This window comes from Tumebacillus sp. BK434, from assembly GCF_004340785.1.
Classification (GTDB): Bacteria; Bacillota; Bacilli; order Tumebacillales; family Tumebacillaceae; genus Tumebacillus_A.
In genome coordinates this window covers 256,212-277,037 of the sequence record NZ_SLXS01000005.1, presented here as the reverse complement: position 1 = coordinate 277,037, position 20,826 = coordinate 256,212, and the positions used below count along the sequence as shown (strand labels likewise).

At 52.0% G+C, this 20,826-nt stretch carries 22 protein-coding genes; 19 read left to right on the top strand and 3 right to left on the bottom strand.

The window, feature by feature from the left end; all coding sequences use genetic code 11:
• Positions 1–13 precede the first annotated feature (13 nt).
• The 5 genes from EV586_RS15010 to rsgA all read left to right on the top strand — a co-directional run bounded on the left by EV586_RS15010 (position 14) and on the right by rsgA (position 7,542).
• Positions 14–1,300 (top strand): M48 family metallopeptidase, encoded by a 1,287-nt coding sequence (locus tag EV586_RS15010; protein WP_165898627.1) that lies wholly within the window; start codon positions 14–16, stop codon positions 1,298–1,300.
• A 131-nt stretch (positions 1,301–1,431) separates the two neighbouring features.
• Positions 1,432–4,245 carry a phosphodiester glycosidase family protein gene (locus tag EV586_RS15005; RefSeq protein ID WP_132945930.1) on the top strand — a complete coding sequence of 938 codons (2,814 nt, stop codon included), beginning with the start codon at positions 1,432–1,434 and terminating at the stop codon, positions 4,243–4,245.
• Between the two features lie 69 nt (positions 4,246–4,314).
• Positions 4,315–5,598, top strand: coding sequence for an FAD-dependent oxidoreductase (locus EV586_RS15000; RefSeq protein ID WP_243653049.1), 1,284 nt, complete (start codon positions 4,315–4,317; stop codon positions 5,596–5,598).
• 107 nt (positions 5,599–5,705) lie between these two features.
• Positions 5,706–6,191, top strand: coding sequence for a peroxiredoxin (locus EV586_RS14995; RefSeq protein ID WP_132945928.1), 486 nt, complete (start codon positions 5,706–5,708; stop codon positions 6,189–6,191).
• Positions 6,192–6,489: 298 nt separating this feature from the next.
• Positions 6,490–7,542, top strand: a complete 1,053-nt coding sequence (gene rsgA, locus EV586_RS14990; protein ID WP_132945958.1) for a ribosome small subunit-dependent GTPase A — start codon at positions 6,490–6,492, stop codon at positions 7,540–7,542.
• Positions 7,543–7,584: 42 nt separating this feature from the next.
• On the opposite strand, the gene EV586_RS14985 is transcribed toward rsgA, so the two are convergent.
• Positions 7,585–8,007, bottom strand: coding sequence for a hypothetical protein (locus tag EV586_RS14985; RefSeq protein WP_132945927.1), 423 nt, complete (start codon positions 8,005–8,007; stop codon positions 7,585–7,587).
• Between the two features lie 115 nt (positions 8,008–8,122).
• Here EV586_RS14985 and rnhC point away from each other — a divergent pair, with 115 nt between their 5' ends.
• Genes rnhC through EV586_RS14970 form a run of 3 tightly spaced genes read left to right on the top strand, consistent with a single transcriptional unit; the run spans position 8,123 to position 9,947 of the window.
• The gene (gene rnhC, locus EV586_RS14980; RefSeq protein ID WP_165898626.1) at positions 8,123–9,094 is read left to right on the top strand and encodes a ribonuclease HIII; all 972 of its coding nucleotides are present in this window, start codon (positions 8,123–8,125) and stop codon (positions 9,092–9,094) included.
• Positions 9,095–9,149: 55 nt separating this feature from the next.
• A complete protein-coding gene (locus tag EV586_RS14975) occupies positions 9,150–9,638 on the top strand; it encodes a GNAT family N-acetyltransferase (protein ID WP_132945925.1) in 489 nt (162 codons plus the stop codon).
• 12 nt (positions 9,639–9,650) lie between these two features.
• Positions 9,651–9,947: a ribonuclease H family protein gene (locus EV586_RS14970; protein WP_132945924.1), complete on the top strand. Its 297-nt coding sequence runs from the start codon at positions 9,651–9,653 to the stop codon at positions 9,945–9,947.
• A gap of 77 nt (positions 9,948–10,024) precedes the next feature.
• Here the strand turns inward: EV586_RS14970 and EV586_RS14965 are convergent, their stop codons facing one another.
• Entirely contained in the window at positions 10,025–10,537 is a 513-nt protein-coding gene (locus EV586_RS14965; RefSeq protein ID WP_132945923.1) for a VanZ family protein, read from the bottom strand.
• 331 nt (positions 10,538–10,868) lie between these two features.
• Here EV586_RS14965 and EV586_RS14960 point away from each other — a divergent pair, with 331 nt between their 5' ends.
• The 11 genes from EV586_RS14960 (at position 10,869) to EV586_RS14910 (ending at position 19,783) form a co-directional block, all read left to right on the top strand.
• Positions 10,869–11,267 carry an Rrf2 family transcriptional regulator gene (locus EV586_RS14960; protein WP_132945922.1) on the top strand — a complete coding sequence of 133 codons (399 nt, stop codon included), beginning with the start codon at positions 10,869–10,871 and terminating at the stop codon, positions 11,265–11,267.
• A 111-nt stretch (positions 11,268–11,378) separates the two neighbouring features.
• Entirely contained in the window at positions 11,379–12,281 is a 903-nt protein-coding gene (locus EV586_RS14955) for an NAD(P)/FAD-dependent oxidoreductase (protein WP_132945921.1), read from the top strand.
• A 469-nt stretch (positions 12,282–12,750) separates the two neighbouring features.
• Entirely contained in the window at positions 12,751–13,233 is a 483-nt protein-coding gene (locus EV586_RS14950) for a hypothetical protein (protein ID WP_132945920.1), read from the top strand.
• 14 nt (positions 13,234–13,247) lie between these two features.
• Positions 13,248–13,820, top strand: a complete 573-nt coding sequence (locus EV586_RS14945) for a MauE/DoxX family redox-associated membrane protein (RefSeq protein ID WP_165898625.1) — start codon at positions 13,248–13,250, stop codon at positions 13,818–13,820.
• A 4-nt stretch (positions 13,821–13,824) separates the two neighbouring features.
• Positions 13,825–14,370, top strand: coding sequence for a TlpA family protein disulfide reductase (locus EV586_RS14940; RefSeq protein ID WP_132945918.1), 546 nt, complete (start codon positions 13,825–13,827; stop codon positions 14,368–14,370).
• A gap of 351 nt (positions 14,371–14,721) precedes the next feature.
• Positions 14,722–15,258 carry a TlpA family protein disulfide reductase gene (locus tag EV586_RS14935; RefSeq protein ID WP_165898624.1) on the top strand — a complete coding sequence of 179 codons (537 nt, stop codon included), beginning with the start codon at positions 14,722–14,724 and terminating at the stop codon, positions 15,256–15,258.
• A gap of 202 nt (positions 15,259–15,460) precedes the next feature.
• Complete coding sequence (locus EV586_RS14930; protein ID WP_132945916.1) at positions 15,461–16,342, top strand: AraC family transcriptional regulator; 882 nt, start codon at positions 15,461–15,463, stop codon at positions 16,340–16,342.
• A gap of 201 nt (positions 16,343–16,543) precedes the next feature.
• Positions 16,544–17,416 (top strand): M15 family metallopeptidase, encoded by an 873-nt coding sequence (locus EV586_RS14925; protein WP_132945915.1) that lies wholly within the window; start codon positions 16,544–16,546, stop codon positions 17,414–17,416.
• Positions 17,417–17,460: 44 nt separating this feature from the next.
• Positions 17,461–18,156: a response regulator transcription factor gene (locus EV586_RS14920; RefSeq protein WP_132945914.1), complete on the top strand. Its 696-nt coding sequence runs from the start codon at positions 17,461–17,463 to the stop codon at positions 18,154–18,156.
• Positions 18,149–19,246, top strand: a complete 1,098-nt coding sequence (locus tag EV586_RS14915; protein WP_132945913.1) for a HAMP domain-containing sensor histidine kinase — start codon at positions 18,149–18,151, stop codon at positions 19,244–19,246. The genes EV586_RS14920 and EV586_RS14915 overlap by 8 nt, the downstream gene beginning before the upstream one ends.
• A 129-nt stretch (positions 19,247–19,375) precedes the next feature.
• Positions 19,376–19,783, top strand: coding sequence for a hypothetical protein (locus EV586_RS14910; protein WP_132945912.1), 408 nt, complete (start codon positions 19,376–19,378; stop codon positions 19,781–19,783).
• A 479-nt stretch (positions 19,784–20,262) separates the two neighbouring features.
• Here the strand turns inward: EV586_RS14910 and EV586_RS14905 are convergent, their stop codons facing one another.
• Positions 20,263–20,706: a VOC family protein gene (locus EV586_RS14905; protein ID WP_132945911.1), complete on the bottom strand. Its 444-nt coding sequence runs from the start codon at positions 20,704–20,706 to the stop codon at positions 20,263–20,265.
• Between the last annotated feature and the right edge of the window lie 120 nt (positions 20,707–20,826).

The window sequence follows — 20,826 nt, the reverse complement described above, 5'->3', positions numbered from 1 at the left end:
GGGGGGAGAGACGATGAGACGCGCTTACTTGACGCTCCCGCTCTGTTTTTTAATTTTGCTCGCCAGTCTGTGGACCGCTTTCTACGTCTACAACGACACAAGCGTGGTCACCGAGGTGGTTCGCGGCGAAGCGGCGCACCCGCTGTCGTTCATGTCGGAAGCGGAGTACAAGCGGACAACCGACTTTTCGCGGATCAAAGAAGCGCTTTATTTTGCAGACCTCGGCTTCGACTGGGTGGTGCTCCTGTTCGTGCTGGCGGCAGGTCTCTCCGGCCGCTTCCGGGATACGGCAGTCAAGCTGTTCAAACGATCATCGTTCGGTCAGGTGACCGTCTACACCGTGCTGTTCCAACTGGTCACGACCTTGCTCGAACTGCCTCTTGCCTGGTACCGGCACATGATCGATGTCAACTACGGAGTCTCGAACATGACGCCGTCCGCTTGGTTTTCCGAGCTGTTTCTCGATTTTGGCCTTTCCACGCTGATGACCGTGCCGGTGATCTGGATCGCCTTTTTGATCATCAAAAAGAGCCCCAAGCGCTGGTGGCTGTGGCTGTGGACGGCGACCGTGCCCTTGCTGCTGTTCTTGATCGTCATCCAGCCGGTCTTCATCGACCCGCTGTATAACGAGTTCAAACCGCTGCAGGATCAGGAGCTGAAAGCAAAAATCATCGATCTCGCACACAAAGCGAACATCCCGAGCGAGAACGTCTATGAAGTGGACATGTCGAAGAAGACGAACGCCTTGAACGCCTATGTCAACGGCATCGGGCCCAGCGCGCGGATCGTGCTGTGGGATACGACGCTGAACAAGCTCAGTGAGGAGGAGATCCTCTTCATCATGGGCCATGAGATGGGCCACTACGTCAAGCACCACATGCTGTGGGGGCTGGCCGGGTCGTTGGTCGTGATGCTCGCCTTGTTCTACCTGACCGCGGTGCTCTACCCGCGCATCGTGCGCTTTATGGGCGGCGTCTGGAGCTTGAAAGGCGAACAGGACTTGGCAGCCTTGCCGGTGGCGCTTCTGGTGCTGAGCCTGCTCGGGTTCCTCGTCTCTCCGGCGGAGAACTACATGCAGCGTGTGCATGAACAGGTCTCGGACCGCTATGCGGTAGAGATCACGGACGGCGATGTAACGGCCGGCATCACCTCATTCCAGAAGCTATCCCGCCTGTCGCTGTCCGATCCCAACCCGTCACCGCTGGTGAAGATCCTGCTCTACTCGCATCCGACGCTCTCCGAGCGCATTCGCGACCTCGAACAGATGGGCAAGGAGCAAAATGTGAGCGGTACGAAATGAAGGAAGAATGAGGAGCATGCCTGAGCATCGGGCATGCTCCTTCCTTTTTAAGGCTATCTTCCTATGGTCTTCAAACCCAGAATCTAGTATCCTGTAACCATTGTTAATAGGTTGATAGGAGAGGGAATGCGGTGAAGATCAAGCAAGGGTTGAAGAAGGCGCACGCGATGCTGCTCGGGCTCTCGATGATCTTCGGCACGACCAGCGGCGCGTTTGCCGCGCCGGCCGATCAGATCTACTCCTGGCCGGAGATCGTGTCCAAGACGGAGAGCAAGCAGGTCATCGTGACCAAAGGCGTCACATACCAGACGATCAACTACGACACGAAGAGCGGACCGATCGTCTTGCACGAAACATGGGTGAACCTGACCGATCCGAACGTGGAAGTGAAGACGGTGATGTCAGGGGATAAGCTGGAGAACCAGACCAACGAGACGGTCTCCGGCATGGCGCGCCGCACGGGAGCGGTCGCAGGCGTCAACGGCGATTTTTTCGAGTCGGAATCTTCGGGCATGGCGCTGGGGATGTCGGTGCAAGACGGGCAGTTGCTGCACCACCCCAACCAGACGGCCGTGCTCGGCATCGGCTTCAACGATGAAGTCATCATCGGCAAATACGCTTTCAATGGCACCGTTACGGCAAGCAATGGCAAAACGTATGGGATCAAAGCATTAAACGGGCACCCGGTCACCTATCCGAACGACATGGTGCTGCTCACGCCGGAGCTCGGCTACTGGGAGATGGTCTCGAATGCGACGATCGTCACCTTGCAGAAGCAGCCGGACTACAGCTACAAAGTCACTTCGATCGACCCGATGAAGACGGTGACCGAAGCGCCGCCGCAGGGCTATGTGAAACTGGTCGCCCAAGGCAGCGGCCCGATCGGCTTCGTCACCGCCAACCTGCAAAAAGGCGATCTGCTCAACTTGGCGTACGGCACGACGCCGGCAAGCACCAACTTGAAATACGCGATCGGCGGCGGTCCGATCCTGCTCAAAGACGGGCAGTATTATGCCGACCCCAATCAGCCGCTGCCCAATTCGTCCTCTTACCGTGGCCCGATCACCGGCGTCGGCGTGACGGCAGACGGCAAGCGCATGCTGCAACTCGTCGTCGACGGGCGGTCTTCCGCTTCGATCGGCCTGACCTATGTGCAGACGGCGAACTATATGAAATCGCGCGGCCTCGCCAATGCCATGCTGCTCGACGGCGGCGGGTCGACGGAGATGGTGGTGCGCCAGCCTGGCGACACGCAGGCCACCGTCACCAACGTCCCGTCGGACGGCCGCGAGCGCCGCGTGGCGAACGGCCTGTTCATCTACAGCACCTCGCAGCCGGGCGCGCCGGCCAACGTCACCAACTGGGGCGAAACGCTGAACGTGTTCATCGGCGAGCAGAAACAGCTCACGAAGAAATACTCCGTGCTCGATGAGTTCTACAACCCGCTGCCAGGCGAAGCGGTGACCTTCTCCATCGAGCCGTCTACGCTCGGCAACATCACGCAAAACGGCCTCTTCCTCGCCGGGAAGACGGGCGGCACCGGCAAGATCATCGCCGCCTCGACAGCCAATCCGGCAGCGAAGACGGAGATTCCGGTCACCGTTTACAGCAGCGTTGATGGGCTGACCCTGACTCCGAACGTGATCGATCTCGGCGGCGGCGAGACCTACACCTTTACCGCCAAAGGGACGGTGGCAGGCGAGACAATCACCTTGAAACCGGAGCTGCTCACGTGGAGCTCGTCCAACTCGACGTACGGCACCGTCGTCAACGGCACGTTCACAGCGTCCCAGACCTCGGGCAACGGCATGACCACCGTCACCGCCAAGATCGGCACGAAGTCGGCCAGCGCCAGCGTCTACATCGGCTATGTGCAAAAGACGGTCGAGAAGCTCGACAACGCAGCGCTCTGGAAGCGCACCGACCGCTGGGGCGATGTCGGCACGCTGACCACCAGCACCGCGCAGTTCCGGGCACCGTATACCGCTTCGACGGCGGTCAACTACCGGTTTGCTGCCGGTTCCGGGCTCAAGCAGTTCGTCTTCTACCCGGCGAACACGCTCTCGCTCCCGGCGAACACGGACAACGCGGCCGTCAATCCGGTCGGAGTGGGCCTGTGGGTGTACGGCGATAACTCCGGGCTGAAGCTGATCGGCTCCTTCGAGAAAGGAGACGGCACGCTGATCCAGTCGGCGAATAGCGTGCGCATCGACTGGAGCGGCTGGAAGTACGTCACCTTGAAGTTCCCGGCGAACGCGACGTTCCCGCTCAAGCTCGACTACCTCGACCTGATCGCGGAGAACCAGACGGGCGCAATGAACGGCACGGTATACTTGAACGACCTGCAAGTGGTCTACGCGGCGCGCACCTACAAGGACAAGCCGCCCGTGCCGACGGTCGTCACCTTCCCGGACATCGCCAACCACTGGGGGCGTTCGATGATCGAAACACTGGCGACCAAAGGGATCGTCCAAGGTCTGGACAAAGACCATTTTGCCCCGGCGGCCCAACTGACCCGGGCGCAGGCGGCAACGTTGATCGTCAATGCGCTGGGCATCCCGGATGCGGTCTCCAACACGCCGTTTCGCGATGTGAAGGCGGGCGCCTGGTATGAGAAAAAAGTCGGTGCTGCCGTCAATGCCGGCCTCGCCAGCGGCACAGGCGCGGGGACGTTCGCTCCGGATGCGTTCGTCGACCGCAACCAGATCGCGGTGATGATTTACAACGCGCTGAAATACAAGCAAAAGCTACCCACTGGCGGCACGCCGATCCCCTTCAAAGACGCGAAGGAGATCGAGACGTGGGCTGTTGATAAGGTCAACACCTTATCGGCTGCCGGAATCATGATCGGCTCCGACGGCTACCTTCGTCCGAAAGCGGTGACCGACCGCGGCGAAGCGGCTGCGCTGATCTACAAAATGATGCAACAGGCAGGACTGCTCTAGCAGTCCTGTTTTTATATGTTTCGGGGCATGATATGCGTATCTGTACCAAACCAAAGGGAGGAACCTAAAGTGCCGAAGATCGTGGTCTATACATCGACAGGCTGCAACTACTGCGCCAAGATCAAAAAAGAGCTGACAGAATGGGGCTTCACATACGAAGAGCGCAACGTCATCGAGAACAAGGCGTATTTTAACGACCTGCATGAAAAAGGCATCTTCTCGACACCGGTCACCTTTATCGACGAGCAATCGGTCATCGGCTATCGTCCGAACAAGATGAAGCAGATCCTCGGCGTGACCGAAGAGATGCTCCAAACCGCGCAGGTCGCAGGCGGCGACAAAGCGGGCATCGAAGCGGAGCAAGCGGCGCAGGAGGCGATCTTCACCGACCTCGACCCGGCGATGTACGACCAGACGTACGACCTCGTCTGCATCGGCTCCGGCCCGGCCGGCGCATCGGCCGCCGTCTATGCGGCGCGCGGCAAGCTGAAAGTCCTCGTCGTCGACAAAGGCCCGGCGTCTGGCGCTTTGGCGATCACGCACAAAATCGCCAACTACCCGGGTGTGCAGGAAGAGCTGACCGGCCTCGAACTGGTCGACCGCATCCGACGCCAAGCCAAAGAGTACGGCGCCACGTTCGTGCGCGGCAACGTGCAGAGCCTGAACGTCGACGGGGAGACCAAAGAAGTCGTGCTCCCCGAAGGCACGATCAAAACGAAATCGATCTTCGTCGCCGTCGGCGCCCGCGGCCGGACCAAGAAGCTGAAAGGCGAGGACGAATTTGCGGGGCGCGGCGTGTCGTACTGCACGACCTGTGATGCCGCGTTCTTCGAAGGCCGCACCGTCGCCGTGGTCGGGGACAACGAAGAAGCGGTGTCGGAAGCGTCGACGATCGCCCAATTTGCCCAAAAAGTCCTGTTCCTGATCCCTGGCAAGAAGCTGTCCGGACAAGCCAATCTGGATGACCTCGACGGGCAAAACAACATCGAAGTGCTCTTCTCACACCGCGTGAAAGAAATCCTCGGCGAAGAAGACGGCAAGCTGGAAGGACTGCTGGTGGAAAAAGAGGGCGGCGAGACGGAGCGATTCGAGGTGCACGGCGTTTTCCTCTACGTCGCGGGCAACAAGCCGGCGACCGACTTTGTCGGTGATACGCTGAAGCGCGACGAGGAAGGCTACATCGAAGTCGACTTCAACCTGCAGACCAGCGTCGAAGGCGTTTTTGCCGGCGGAGATGCGCGCAAGACTCCGCTCAAGCAGGCGGTGATCGCCGCGGCCGACGGCGCGGTGGCCGCGCTCGGCGCCGACAAGCACGTCAACAAGCGCAAGCGTCTGATCCCACAGTACAGCTAAGCATAAGTGCCGGTGCGGCGGGCCATACTGACAGATGGTGATCCAACCACCGAGCAGTTTTGAACGATAGAGTGTGAGCAGTTTGAAGACAGGAAGGAGGGATCGGTATGCCAAAAGGCGCAACAGAGACCAAGACGCTGAAAGTCGGCGACGCGGCTCCGGATTTTGAGTTGAAAGCTCATGGCGACCGTACGGTAAAGCTGTCCGACTACCGTGGGAAGAATGTGTTTATCGCCTTCTACCCCCTCGACTGGACCCCGGTCTGAGGCGCGCAAATGCCTTCTTACGAGGACGATCTGTCCCGTTTTGAAGAGCATCATACCCAGGTTCTGGGTATCAGCGTCGACAGCATCCCCAGTCATGAGGCGTGGCAGCGTTCGGTCGGCGGGATCTCGTACCCGCTGTGTTCCGACTTTTACCCGCATGGCGAAGTCGCCACCAAGTACGGCGTCTTGCGCGATGAAGGCATGTCGGAGCGCGCTTTGTTCATCATCGACAAAGCAGGCGTGATCCGTTTCATCGACGTGCACCCGATTGGGGAACAGCCGGAAAACGACGAGCTGTTCGAAGTGTTGAAAACGATCAACGGGTAGCCGCAAATTCAGAGGCAGATGCGCCGAACAACGGCAGGCGCATCTGCCTTTTTACTTGGGCTTGTAGGAATACTTGGAAGTTGCTATAATGCAAGTAAGTTTCTTAAAGGAGTGATGTTATATGGTAAAAATGCAGAGTGTATCCAACCATGTCGTTGCAAGTGAGGTCACGGAGATCCTCCTTTAAGACAGCTGTATTCATTCGCAGAAAGAGGGGATTTCTCCGTGATCGCATTCAAATTTCGAATCCGATCAACTATTCCAGGAGGAATCCACATTGACTTTTAATTTGCAAACGATGGGCTTCAAGCCCTTTTTCCAAGAATCTTTCGCAGCGTATGACGGCCAAGGTGACACGATCGGCCGCATCGCGCTGGAGCACAAGCATCTCTACCGCGTCTACACCGAGAACGGCGACCTGCTGGCCGACGTGTCGGGCAAGTTCCGCTTCCAGACCAACGGGCGGGAAGACTTCCCGGCGGTGGGCGACTTCGTAGTGATGAGCGTGCGTCCGGAAGAAGGCAAGGCGACGATTCATGCCGTTTTGCCGCGCAAGAGCAAGTTCTCCCGCAAGATCGCAGGGAACACGACCGAGGAGCAGATCGTAGCTTCCAACGTCGACACGGTGTTCCTCGTCAACGCGCTGAACAACGACTTCAACGTGCGCCGCATCGAACGCTACTTGATCATGGCGTGGGAGAGCGGAGCGAACCCGGTGATCATCCTCTCCAAGGCCGACCTCTGCGACGATGTCGAAGAGAAAGTCGCGCAGGTGGAGAGCGTGGCGATCGGCGTGCCGATCCACGTGACCTCTTCGGTGATGAACGAAGGGATCGAGGAGCTGTTGCCGTACGTGGGCGAAGGCCAGACGGTGGCGCTGCTCGGATCGTCGGGTGTTGGCAAGTCCACTTTGACCAACCGTCTCGTCGGCCGTGACGTGCAGCTCGTGCAAGAGGTGCGCGAAGGCGACGACCGCGGCAAGCACACCACGACCCACCGCGAGATGATCGCGCTGCCCCAAGGCGGCCTGCTGATCGACACGCCGGGAATGCGGGAATTGCAGTTGTGGGAAGCGGACGAAGGGTTCAGCGATTCCTTTGCCGACGTCATGGAGCTGGCCGAGTCGTGCCGCTTCGGCGACTGCGGCCACAACAGCGAACCGGGCTGTGCGGTGAAAGCTGCCTTGCATGACGGGTCGCTCGACAAAGGGCGCTACAACAACTTCGTCAAAATGCAGCGTGAACTGGCGTATCTCGCCCGCAAGGACGATGCGCGTGCTCAAGCGGCGGAGAAGCAGAAATGGAAGAACATCACCAAATCGATGCGCGGGTTTTCGAAAAAGACCCGCTAGCGAATAAAAAGAGTCCCTGCCAGGCGGCGGGGACTCTTCTTGTTAAAACGGTTTGGTCATCATCAGCCCGCCGATGGCGAGGAACAGGCCGACGGAGACGACGATCACGCAGTAATTTTCCACCTTCAGCGTGCGAATCTCGTCGCGGGCATATACTTTGTTCGACGCGATGATCTTCTCCATGCGGCCCATGACGACGCGCTTGATGATGTAGAAGATCAGCGTGTAGAGCAGCATGGACACGAGCAGCCACATCTGGAACAGCAGTTGGATCGACGTGACGGCAACCATGCCGAGGCCGGACAGCCACAGCGAGTAGTTGGCATAGCGATCGATCATCTTGTACTTGCCGAGAAATCTCTGAATCTGTGCAACGTCTTTCAGCGCCGGTATATAGAACAGCACGCCGAGCTTCGTCACGACTGCGAGCAGATGAAACCCCAAAATCACGTAAAACCAGGTCATGCTGCACACCTCCTCTATTCTAGCCTCTATTCTATCTTATTTAACGAGAAGGGGAAACCATCGAGTTTTAGCGAAAATGGTATATACTATGACAGACGCAAAGGAGGACGACCCTGTGGTACCACACAACTTAGCAACCGCCTGTGAGCAAACCGAAGCACTCTGCGTGGCGCACGGGCTGGAGATCCTGGAGCAGAAAGAGATACCTTATGGGCGGCAGTTTAAAGTGCGCAAGGGCAGTACAACGGCGCAGCTCAATGTGTATTTTGGCAAAAAGGGGCTGAAGCTCGTCTCCCAAGGCGGGGAGAACGCGGCGAAGGCGGCACTGGAGGACCTGATGGCGGAGATGCAGGGGGGAGCGCCTGCTGCTGCGAAAGCAGTAAAGGCAGCAAAACCGGCCAAGCAGCATCCGGAGGTCGTTGTTTCATACGATGAGCCGTGGATTGGGACGGATGAGAGCGGGAAGGGGGACTTTTTTGGTGGCTTGGTGACGGCAGGGGTGATCGTTGATCCGGAAGCGGTGCCGTTGCTGCAGTCGCTGGGGGTGGATGACAGCAAGAAGATTACAGATGCGAAGATTCCGGGGCTGGCGGCGGAGATTAAGAAGATTTGTTATGGGAGATACAAAGTCCTGCATCTGAAGCCTGCTAAATATAACGAGCTGTATGAGAAGTTCCAATCCCAAGGCAAGAATCTCAACTTCCTCTTGTCCTGGGCGCATAGTTCGGTGATCGAAAAGCTGGTCGAGATCCAGTCGGTGAAACTCGTCGTCGTGGATAAGTTCGCCAACGAGACCCTGATCGAGAATCGTCTGAAGAAGCTCGACCCGACCATCCAACTCGTCCTCGTCCCAAAAGCGGAACAAAATCTCGCCGTGGCCGCAGCCTCCATTCTGGCGCGTGACGCCTTCCTGCGCTGGCACAAAGAGGTGAAGGCAGAGCTCGGCATTGAGTTCCCGAAAGGTGCATCCTCATTGGTGATCAAGGCGGGCCGAGCGTTTGTACAAGCCAAAGGGACGGAAGCACTTCGTGAGGTATCGAAACTACATTTCAAGACAACCGAAGACATTCAGCAAAAATGTCGATAGCTTGATTCTGAATCGAGTAAGTGAATCTGATTTGTTAAGGAGCATGTGACCTAAAATGAACAATAATTCAGCACACAACGTCCGACTGCGGGATGTGATCGAAACGGATCTAGCCCTGTTTTACGAGAATCAACTGGATCCGACTGCCAATTATATGGCAGCCTTCACAGCCAAGGACCCATCGGATCGGAAGGCATTCGATGCCCATTGGAGTAAGATATTGGGCGACAAGACAATCACGAACAAAACCATCGTCTACGCTGGTCATGTGGCAGGCAGTGTTTCATGTTTTGAACAATTCGGTCAACTGGAAGTCACCTACTGGTTGGGAAAAGAATACTGGGGCAAAGGTATTGCCACAAAGGCGTTATCCGAGCTCTTGGATCACGTAAAAGCACGACCCATTTATGCCCGTGCGGCAAAGGACAACATCGCTTCGATTCGGGTCTTAGAAAAATGTGGGTTCCAAATTTGCGGCGAGGACAAGGGGTTTTCCAATTCACGCAATCATGAGGTTGAAGAATTTATACTGAAACTAGGGTAATCCACATCAGTAATGAAAGGTCGCCAATCTTCTTTCTACGGTAACCAACTTTGGATCCCCCTTGCCCCTGGTCTTCAGTTTGTCGTTGATGTATTTCTCGCGGTCGCCGCCGCTTCGATTCTGGTGCGTGATGCACTGCTGAAGTGGAGCAATGGGGCTAAAAAGCAATACGGCCTCACGCTGCCTAAAGGTGCGTCCTCACTCGTAATCCAAGCGGGGAAGTCCTACGTCAAAGAACACGGTAAGGATGCACTCGTCAACGTGGCGAAACTGCATTTCAAGACGACGGAGGACGTTTTGCTGGCGTGAAGCCGACTAACTAAAAAGGCAAGCAACTGGCGGGAATCAGTGGTTGCTTGCCTTTTCTATAAGTTTCGCACAAAAGGTTATCTTAGGAGCCTTCGGTTGAAAAGATGACTAGCTTCCATCGAGATAAATAACACGAGCAAAAGTATGCCGACGGAAATAATGACTAAGTCTATTTTTTTATGATCAATATACTTATTTATGAAACTATAGAATGTCAGTCCAAGCAGGCCCCCAACAGTATTTGTAAGTACATCTGTTATATCTGTCGCTCCAATAGCGAAGATATATTGAATCAATTCAGCAGTAATGCTAAAAAGCAGTACGAAATAAAACTTAGGTAAAAATCCAATTTTTTTGAAGTTGACATTCAGAAGCAAACCCAAAGGAATGAAGAATACTACATTAAATATCATTTCTCCGAAATTAATGCTGCCATCTACCATTGAGGGAGCAGCAAATGGAACCAAGTTAAGGCTTCTATGGTGATAATCGAGTACTGACGAAATATGGAATGATAATTTGAATAACACTAACCAGGTTAGTATCACAACATATAAAGCTAGCAATCCTCTAGATACTATTTTTCCCATATAATCTCCTCTTGTTCTTTATCGACTAAGTATATCAAAAGTATATCCGTTATCCTAGCTGGCTTTATTCAACTAGCAGAACGAACGAAATAAAAAGACTAGCGCACAAAATGGCTTGTCCTGTTGTCTTGTGTGGATCTGCTGTTGTGGGAGGCTTTTTAAAGGAATTCCCTCCGTTTCTCCTTCCTACACAGTGTAGGGCACTATCTGTTCTGGTGTAGCGTTGGACGATTTCGATACAGAAAAGTGCTGATCATGTAATCAAAAACTTGACACCATCGAAATATCGAGGATATTATAGACCCAATAAGTCTTTAATTGAGGTGCAACGATGAGATTTACGAAAGCGACGAATTATGCTCTGCATTCCATGCTCACGCTCGTTTCCGCTTCTCCAGCCAAGCTGGTCGGCGTTCAACAGTTAGCAGAATCCCAAGGCATTTCACCTACTTATCTTTCCAAAATTCTAACGAGGCTTGTGAAGGCAGGAATGATCGAATCGGTTTCCGGCGCTAACGGCGGCTATCGGTTGTCCCGCCAAAAAGACGACATTACGTTTTTGGAAATTATTCACGCCATCGAGGGAAGCGCCTCTTTATTTGAATGTGATTTTGTCCACGGTGAAGAATGTCTCATCCAAGCTGTCATGAAGGAAGCGGAAGAGAAAATGGAGTTGCATCTTAAAAATACGAAATTGATCGATCTGGCTCAAAAGCAATCGAAATTGTGATGTATCACAAGATATGGAAGGGGGTGACCGTTCGATACGTAATAAAGCGTTTTTTTGCTCTAATCATGGATATAATGGGTCTGTAATATCAATCGTAAGGGAGATGAAATCATGATGTATGATTGTGCCATTCTTGGTGGAGGTCCTGCCGGGTTGAACGCTGCCCTCGTGCTTGGCCGGGCAAGGCGAAATGTAGCTTTGATCGACAACAATCAGCCTAGAAATGCAGTCACGCATGCGTCTCACGGCTTCATTACGCGAGACGGCGTAACGCCAACCGAGTTTCGCCGCATCGCGTATCAGGAGATCGGTCAATATTCGACTGTCGATCATTTGCAAATTGAGGCTGTTTCCATTGAAAAAATCGAATCTCAATTCGAGGTACTCCTTTCGTCAGGCGATCGTGTTCGAGCAAGAAAAGTGATCTTGGCAATGGGCGTAAAGGAGCGATTTCCTGAGATCGAAGGCTTTTATCCGCTCTATGGAAAGAGCTTGTTCAATTGCCCTTATTGCGATGGCTGGGAACTGCGGGATCAACCGCTTGTCGTTGTGTCCGAATCTCCGACCGTTTTTCATATGACCAAACTGCTCTTGAATTGGAGCAAAGATTTGGTCGTATGCACGAACGGTCAGGCGACCCTGTCAGACGAACAAAAAAACCAACTTCAAGCAAAGGGGGTCCTGGTGATGGAGCAACCTGTTGCGGCGTTTCTTGGTCAAAACGGGAAGCTTGAGCAGGTTCGCTTTGCGGATGGGACTCAAATTCCGAGGTCTGCTGGCTTCGTAATGCCTACATTTGTACAAAGCGCACCGTTTGGAGAGCGTTTGGGTTGTGAAAGGACAGAGTCGGGCGGGATCAGAACGGATGAAAAGGGAAGAACTTCAATCCTTGGCGTCTATGCTGCTGGAGATGCTTCGTACATGGCTCCTTCCCAATTGATTTTTGCCGCGGCCGACGGCAGCCGAACGGCTATGAGTGTCAATCTGGATCTGACGGAAGAAGATTTTGCATGACAGTTGTTCACCGAAATAGGATCAGGAGATGAAATCAATAATCGGTTGCGATTGCAGATTGCATACAAACGCCCTCGAACTCCAATGGACAAGACCCCTGTTTTGTGAACAGGGAAATAAGCACCCTGTTTAGGTTGCATGCTGAGGTCTCTACTCTACAGGCGTCAGTTGCATTCTTTTCCTCTTTTGACATCTATAGAAGGACAGGCTCAGGATGAGCTTGTCCTTTTGTCTTAAAGAATGGCTCCCGAATTCTTTCCACATTGTTTATCCTACAGAGATCCGCGTGGTCAGAGATGGATCGAGATCGAAGTGTGAATGGATAGTCTTTTTGAGTACTGTATTTTTAATAATATAACGAAAGTACTATTGTCGTGTTGTAATTTACTGGATACAATAATATTATGACAAATCGTTAAAGGTGATCGTGTTGGATGTTATAATCGTATTTCTTTTATGTGGCTTCTCGGTGATCATGTTGTTCCAACTTCAGAAATCGCTTCCCCAACTGCAAGCAGAAGTTGCGAGCTTGCCGGAAGAGATTCACAAAGGTGGCTTGCAACATCCAATGATTGGCGTGAATTTTCAGGTGGTGTTGCCGTTGCCGGAGCATGTGCAACAACGCCCGGCTCTCGTGATGCTGGCTTCTCCCGACTGTTCGGTGTGCGAGTCGGAATTGATCGACTGGTTGAAAGCGAATGAGTATGATGCCGTGCCGTTCGTTTGTTACTACCAGCATGAAAATATTGACGAACATAATCTGCGGGTTTTTCTCGATACTTTCGCAGGACGCGTACCTTTGCAGCCGTATCCGGGCCATCTCGACCACCGACTGGGGATCGAAGGCTCGCCATTCGTCTTCATGATTGACTCCAACGGAATCGTGCATCGCGTGCAACGGCCACTGCGCTCCCTCGTGAAGTACTATCGGCAGATGAAAGACCGGGTATGAAAGGAGTTATCGGGATGGAAGAGGTGGTGTTGTTTCTTCGCCTGCTTCTCGCACTTCTGTTTTTCTCCACTGCCTGGTCGAAGCTGAAAAAGATGGGAGAGCACATCGGGATCGTGAAAGACTATCAGATTCTCCCGGATCGCTTGGCGGCGCCTTTCGCGAAAGGAGAAGTGTGTGTGGAACTCGCTTTGAGCGTCTTGCTTGTTACTGGACTTTTTCAAAGAGCAGGGGCGCTGGCAGGGGCCGGGCTGCTTCTGCTCTATACCATCGCGATCGTGATCAACTTGGCGCGCGGGCGCACGGAGATCAGCTGCGGATGCGGCGGCGCTGCGGGGAATCATCAACTTTCCAAGCTGCTTGTGTTGCGAAACGCATGTCTGATCGCGATGGCAGCTGCCGTGTACGCAGTGAACCCAGCGCTGGGAAGCGCGGACGCATGGCTTGAAGGGGGCGGCATCGCGATGATGTTAAATTTGAAGGCATTGTTTATCCTGGCTGGTTCGGTGATGGCGATCTTCTTATGGATCGGTTGGATGGAGACACAGGAGATCGGGAAAGAGATACACACTTTCTGGAAAAGGGGGTAACGCGGTGATCACGTTTTTGTTAGTCTCCAATGTGATGCTGTGGGTCGCTGTCGTCGTGCAGATCATCTTATTCTTTACGATGGCACGGGCTGTCTCACAGTTTATGAAGCGCTTTCAGATCCAGTCCCCGCAGCATGGGGAAGCCGTCTCGGTAGTGCTTGGCAGCAAAGCGCCATTGTTCAGCGAAGCGGATCATCGCGGCGAGATCGTGACGCTCAACAAGCACAACGGCAATCGCACGCTGATCTTGTTTACGTATGACACCTGCCACATCTGTCAGACCATCATCCAGCAACTGTTCGAGTTACACAAGCACGATCCAGATTTGCGGGTGGTGGTAGCAGCTCCTGAAGATTTGGGGGCGCCGGACAAGCTGGTTCCGGCCGGTGTTTCATTGATTCGCAGCAACTCCTTGATGGAGAACTACAATATTCGAAATGTTCCGTTCTTTGTGTTGATCAATGTGGAAGGTTATGTGATCGAGCTTGGTCACATCGGTAGCATTTCAGATTTGATCGGCGTGTTGACAGGGAAAAAGCTGGCTGGGTAATGGAAAGCTGACTCCACTGAAAGGAGGTGAATCGAGATGTTTAAACTGTTGACGAACATGCTGGGTTTCAATGTGGAAGCGCAACCGGAAGCTCAGGTTTACTATGAATGCCGGGCGGATTATTGCCAACCTGGGGCGTATGGCAGAATTTATCAGTGTAGCGTGGGCTGCGACCCGACTTCTGAATGCTGTCCCCGGTAGTGCGTTGAAACACAATGCAGCTCGCCCGTGTCTGTACGCACTATTTTGAATGTACGGCAGCAAACGAAAGTTTTGATACCGGCGACTATCGCTAAAGAGAAGACTGCCGAGTACACTCGGCAGTCTTTTTCTGAGAAAGGAGGCAGGAGGTTGGAACAAGCGTTGATCGTATCGAATGTAGGGTTGTGGATCGTCGTGAGTGTTCACTTTTTCTTGTACCACAGGTTCGCGAAGCAGCTTGGGGGCTTTTTGCAAAAGGTGCGACTTGAACCGCCGAACGAACAGAAGCGCGGGCTGCACATTGGAGACAGAGCGCCCGAGTTTCGCGTGCTGGATCATGTGGGGCGTGAAGTCGTGCTGGAGGCCGGACAGAAGGTGATGCTTCTGTTCACTCTGTCAAAGTGCGAGATTTGCAAGGAGATTTTCCCACACTTGAAGGAAGTGAGAACGCAATATGCAGACAAGCGTTGGATCGTAATCACTGAGGGTGAAGTGGACGATGAAAAAGCGGCCTATGTGCCGACCGATGTTCCGCTGCTCTCGTCCAGTGAGATTCGGAAAAACTACGGGATCAAATATGTGCCTGCACTTGTGTTGCTTGATCAAAACCTGAGAGTGATCGCGAATGATCGTGTATTTTCCTACCATGATTTATTGAAACGACTTGAACTGTATGACAAAAAATGAGGCAGCCATGTGCAACATAGGCAGCCTCTTTTTTTGTAGGGCCAGATCCTATGAAGCGGTTTTTTTACCCCCGTTCTAAGAAAAGGAGTTTCTGCCGTTTGTAGGGAACTTTTTATCTTCGAAAGCAAAATCCAGCAGAAATTGTCAAGGAGCCTCTTGCCGATTCTGATACCCTAGAGAAAGAAAGGACGGGGAGCCGTACATGGAGTACATCGAGCGAATCCAAGCCACCTTGGACTATATGGAACACCACTTGGATCGACCGATCACAATGGAGGAGTTGGCGAAGGTTGCGTGTTTTTCCGTGTTTCATTTCCATCGCGTGTTTGTTTTGACATTGGGAAACACAGCAGCCGATTATCTGCGCAAACGGAGGCTCGCCAAAGCGGCGGAACTGTTGCGCACGACTGACCAGCGGGTCCTCGACATCGCGTTGGCGACCGGGTTTCAGTCGCACGAAGCTTTTGCCCGCGCATTTAAGCGGCAGTTTCAACTGACACCGCTTGAGTACCGCAAAAGCGGGCTGTCGCTGGCGTTGCAACATTTCGTGACTCTGACGCACGCTCCCCGTCTGAGAGAAGGAGGAATCACCATGACACCGACAATTGTGACAAAGTCTGCATTCAAACTGATTGGCTACGGATTGGTAACTGAAACGAATGAAGGAAAAAACCACCAAGACATCCCGGCGTTTTGGCAACGCTATCTCCAAGAGAACCTTCGTGCCAATATTCCCAACAAACTTCGCCCGAATGTGGAGATCGGGATGTGCACGAACTTCGAGCCGGAGACGGGCCGATTTACCTATGTGATCGGATTTGAAGCGGAGTCGTTTGACAACGTGCCGGAGGGGATGATGTGCGTCACCGTACCCGAAGCCACGTATGCGGTCTTCACCACCCCGAAAGCGTCCAACGCGGACTTCTCATCGACGATCCAGCAAACGTGGGTGCAAGCTTTCCAAGAGTGGTTTCCCACCTCCGGCTATCAAGCCTGCACGCCCGAATTTGAGTGGTACGACGAGCGTTCCGATTCCGACACCGACAAGCAGATGGACATCTACATCGCGATTGTGAAGGAGTAAGACTTCGCACCTTTAGGAACAACTGCCCATTTGATGAGGCAAGCAAGTAACGGGAAACCGTGGCTGCTTGCCTTTTTGGTGTCTCGTCAAGTTATTTGTTATGTCTAGTGATTTTATAAAAATTTTATTTTTCACCCCACTTCTTTTTTAGAAGTTTTCCTTATCCTGAAGTTCGAGCGAATGGATAGGAGGAAACGAACGATGAAGAGGGGACTTTTTTGGCTTGCGATTCTCTTGCTGATTGGATACGGAATTGCTCAATACAAACTGAAAGACGAAAAACAACCGGAAGTAGATATTCAAGTTCAGGAGGCAGTTTCTCAAAAGGAAGCGCGCACGATACAAGTTACGAATGACCAGATCTTCAAAGGCGACCTGCTGCTGGTCAACAAAGATCATCCTGTACCTCCTGGGGCGGAAGAGCCCGATGCGGTCAATCTGTCTCAACACCCGGAGCTTGTGAATGGATTCAGTTTGCTGGACAATTCGATTCAGCTGTCGCCTAGATTGCTGCAAAACTTCACGTCCTCACTTCGAGCCGCTGAAAAAGACGGAGTCAGCCATTTTTTAATCACCAGTGGGTACCGAAACGACCAAGAACAAAGCCAACTGTATCAGCAAATGGGGGCCGACTATGCGATGCCTGCCGGTTACAGCGAACATAACCTCGGCCTGTCGATCGATATCGGATCGACACAAGGAGATATGAATCAGGTGCCGGAAGGAGAGTGGCTGAGCCAACATGCTTGGCAATACGGCTTCATTTTACGCTATCCAAAGGACAAGGAGTACATCACAGGTATTCGATATGAGCCGTGGCATTTCCGCTATGTCGGGTTGCCGCACAGTGCCATCATTCAGAAAAAGGGCTTCGTTCTGGAGGAATATTTGGATTTCTTGAAAGAACAACAGACCGTTACGGCTACAGTAGATCACCAAACCTATACAGTCTCCTACTACCCTGTCTCTGCAAATACAACGATCCATGTTCCTGAGAATGGCCGCTTTGACATTTCAGGCAATAATATGGATGGTGTCATTGTGACCGTGTACGATCAACCGAATTTGAATTAGATCGGATATAATAGCGGTATCTTGACGTTTTACAGGGGGAACGAATGAAAACGATCACCATATTGATAGCGGACGATGAGACGGAAATCGCCGATTTGATCGAACTGCATTTGCAAAAGGAAGGCTACCATTGCATAAAAGCGGCCGACGGGCAGGAAGCTGAAGCTGTTATTCGGACACATCCAATTGATTTGGCAATTTTGGATATTATGATGCCCAAGCTGGACGGTTACGAGGTGACGCGGAGAATTCGGGAGCAGCATCATCTGCCGATCATTTTTTTAAGCGCAAAAGCGACCGATCTCGATAAAATTGCAGGGTTGGTCCAGGGAGCGGATGATTATGTGACCAAACCGTTCAACCCGATGGAACTGGTCGCTCGCGTGAATGCACAGCTGCGGCGTTCCATGCAGTTCAATCAATTGGCACCTGTGAATACTCAGGTGTTGGAGACGGGCGGCATGATCATCGATCCGGAACAACGAGCGGTATTTCTCTTTGGCAACCCGATTAAGCTGACCCCGAAAGAATTTGATATCTTGTACCTGCTAGCCAGTCATCCGAAGAAGGTCTACAGCTCTGAAAATATTTTCGAACACGTATGGGGCGAGACTTACTACGAGGGGGGCAATACGGTCATGGTGCATATTCGCACATTGCGGAAAAAGCTCGGCGAAGACCAGAATAAAAACAAATGGATCAAGACCGTCTGGGGAGTAGGGTATACGTTCAATGGCTAAAATGATCCGAGGTTTCCGGTTTAAAATGATTTTGCTATTCGGATTAAGTACACTCTGTTCCGGCACGATTACCTATTTGATCTATCGTGCTCTCCAGCTCTATTATCATGGAATGAAGTTCGAGGACCCATTGACGAAAGTTCGTTTCTTTATCAGAGATATTGGGGATATCAACTTCTTTCTGCTTATTTTTATCCCACTTTCGATCTTGTTTTTCTTGTTTTTCACTAAGCATTATGCAGCTTATTTCGATGAAATCTCGGAAGGAATTTACCGCCTTGCGAACGGAGACTTCAACAGTCGATTACCCATTCGATCGAACGACGAGTTTGGAGACATTGCGAGAGACATTAATCTGGCGAGTGAAAAATTGCGGGAAGCGATGGAGAGAGGAGATTTTGCAGAAAACAGCAAGGAACAATTGGTCTTGAATTTGGCCCATGATCTGCGTACCCCGCTTACTTCCGTATTAGGTTATTTGGATTTCATTCTTCAGGATGACGAGCTGAATTCGGAACAAATCAATCACTACACGAGAATTGCTTTCGCCAAGTCGCAACGACTGGAGAAACTGATTGATGAACTGTTCGAAATCACCCGCATGAATTACGGCAGGCTTACGCTTGAGAAACACCCGATCGATCTAAGTGAGTTCCTCAGTCAATTAAACGAGGAAGTCTATCCGTTGCTTGAGAAAAATAACTTGACTACCCGATTGGCCGTAACTCCTCATTTGACGATTATTGGCGATGGGGAGCTGCTGGCCCGCGTATTTGAAAATCTTCTGACGAACGCCATTCGCTATGGCTTTGACGGTCAGTATATCGATATTCATTGCCATCTTGACGGCGGAGAAGCGGTGATTCAAATCATCAATTACGGAAATTGCATTCCGCAAGAGGAGCTGCCGCATGTTTTCGATATGTTCTTTACCGGCGACAAGGCCAGAACTCATCGAGAAGCGGGTACCGGCCTCGGCTTGTTCATTGCCAAAAATATTGTCGAGCAGCATCAAGGCACGATCTTGGCCGAGAGCAATGCCATTCGCACACTGTTTGAAGTACGTTTACCGCAAGGGCTGGAGAAGTAAGGTTAACGGATACGAAATGGACAGAGCAAGGAACTAACAGTTCGTTTTAAAGAGACAAGTCACCTTCGTTTTCTGTGAAGAGAAGGTATTTTTGATTCGATCTATTCAAAGGGGATAGGTGAAATCGAAATGTTAACCAAGCGGAAACAAATGCTTCTTGGCGCTGGTTTCATGATTCTAGTGGTACTTGGGGGAGTGTACCTATCTGATGGTATTGAAAATGTAAGAGAAAAACAGCTCTTGGCTCCAGTAGATGATCAAAAGATCGAACAAGGAATCGGGCGGTTAGCTGCTGCGAATGAATCTATAGTTATTATTGATCAATCGACCGAATATGAATGGTATCTCACGAAGATGGACCAGGGAAAAGGGTATGAGCACATTAAAAATATGATTCGTGGCAAAGGATGGACTTTTGTGGAGCAGGAAGGTTCCGGCTACTTTTTTGAAAAAGATGGGCAAAAGTTGATTGTGACCACCGAGATGTGGACACGTAAGTATGTGCTTGCAAAAGTCCCGGTTCAGGTGAATGAGTAATGTCGAGCCTGTCGCGACTGCGAATTACGATCACTTATATCAAAAACGGACGCAGATCCTAGCGGACTAATTCAAGAAATAATAAAGGACGAACAAGATAACAACTGCCTTTCGCAGGTCGGGCACCAACAGACCCCACAGGAGAACGATTTGACCGATCCCAAGTTGTGGAGTAGCCGTTTTCCCCAAAAAGAAAGTTGCTAAAAATAAGGTTAGAAACGCCACCGCAAATCTGGTTTGTAGATCTTGCGGCTGCGCAATTCTGTTCCTTCTCGTTTGTGAGTTCATGATGACCGCACTTCTCTCCTGATGAACTTGATGCTCCATTATTTTATGCACCCCCATGTCTCCTTGCCAAAGAGATGGTGCACTGGGGAACGAAGTAGATGATGACACCGTTTCTCCCCGCTACTAGGTAGGCACTTGAATCGCGAAGAACCCTCCGACATGGAGGGTTCTTCGCATCTTCGAAACGCTGTTTACTTTTCCGAGAGCAGAGACAATTGCCAAGTCACGCCGAATTTATCTTTCACCCAGGCGAATTTTTTGCTAAACGGATACTCGGACAGCGGCATCAATACGGCGCCATCTTCAGACAACTTTTCATAGGCGCGATCGACCTGCTCTTCCGTATCACATGTCACAAACAGGGAGATGGACGGTGTAAATGTAAAATCATGAGCGACGAAGCTGTCGATGCACATGTACGACTGTCCATTCAGTGTAAACCTCGCTTGCTGCACACTGCCTTCCGGACCGGGTCCCTCGGCTCCGTAACGCGAGATGCTTGTGATGTCGGAGTTGTCGAATATCGAAGTATAAAAGTTCATCGCCGCTTCTGCCTGGCCCTCAAACATGAAAAAAGTTGTGATTTGCACGTTGCTACGCCCCTTGCCACCGAATTTGTAGAACTCATATTCCATTGTATAGCAAACACGAGCAGACTCAAAACGTTTACCATGCCAATATGAATCTCCTGCTAATTTTGACAACGAAACACAGATTGTTTACCATGGAAACGTGTGTTCTGGTTCGTGGGAAAA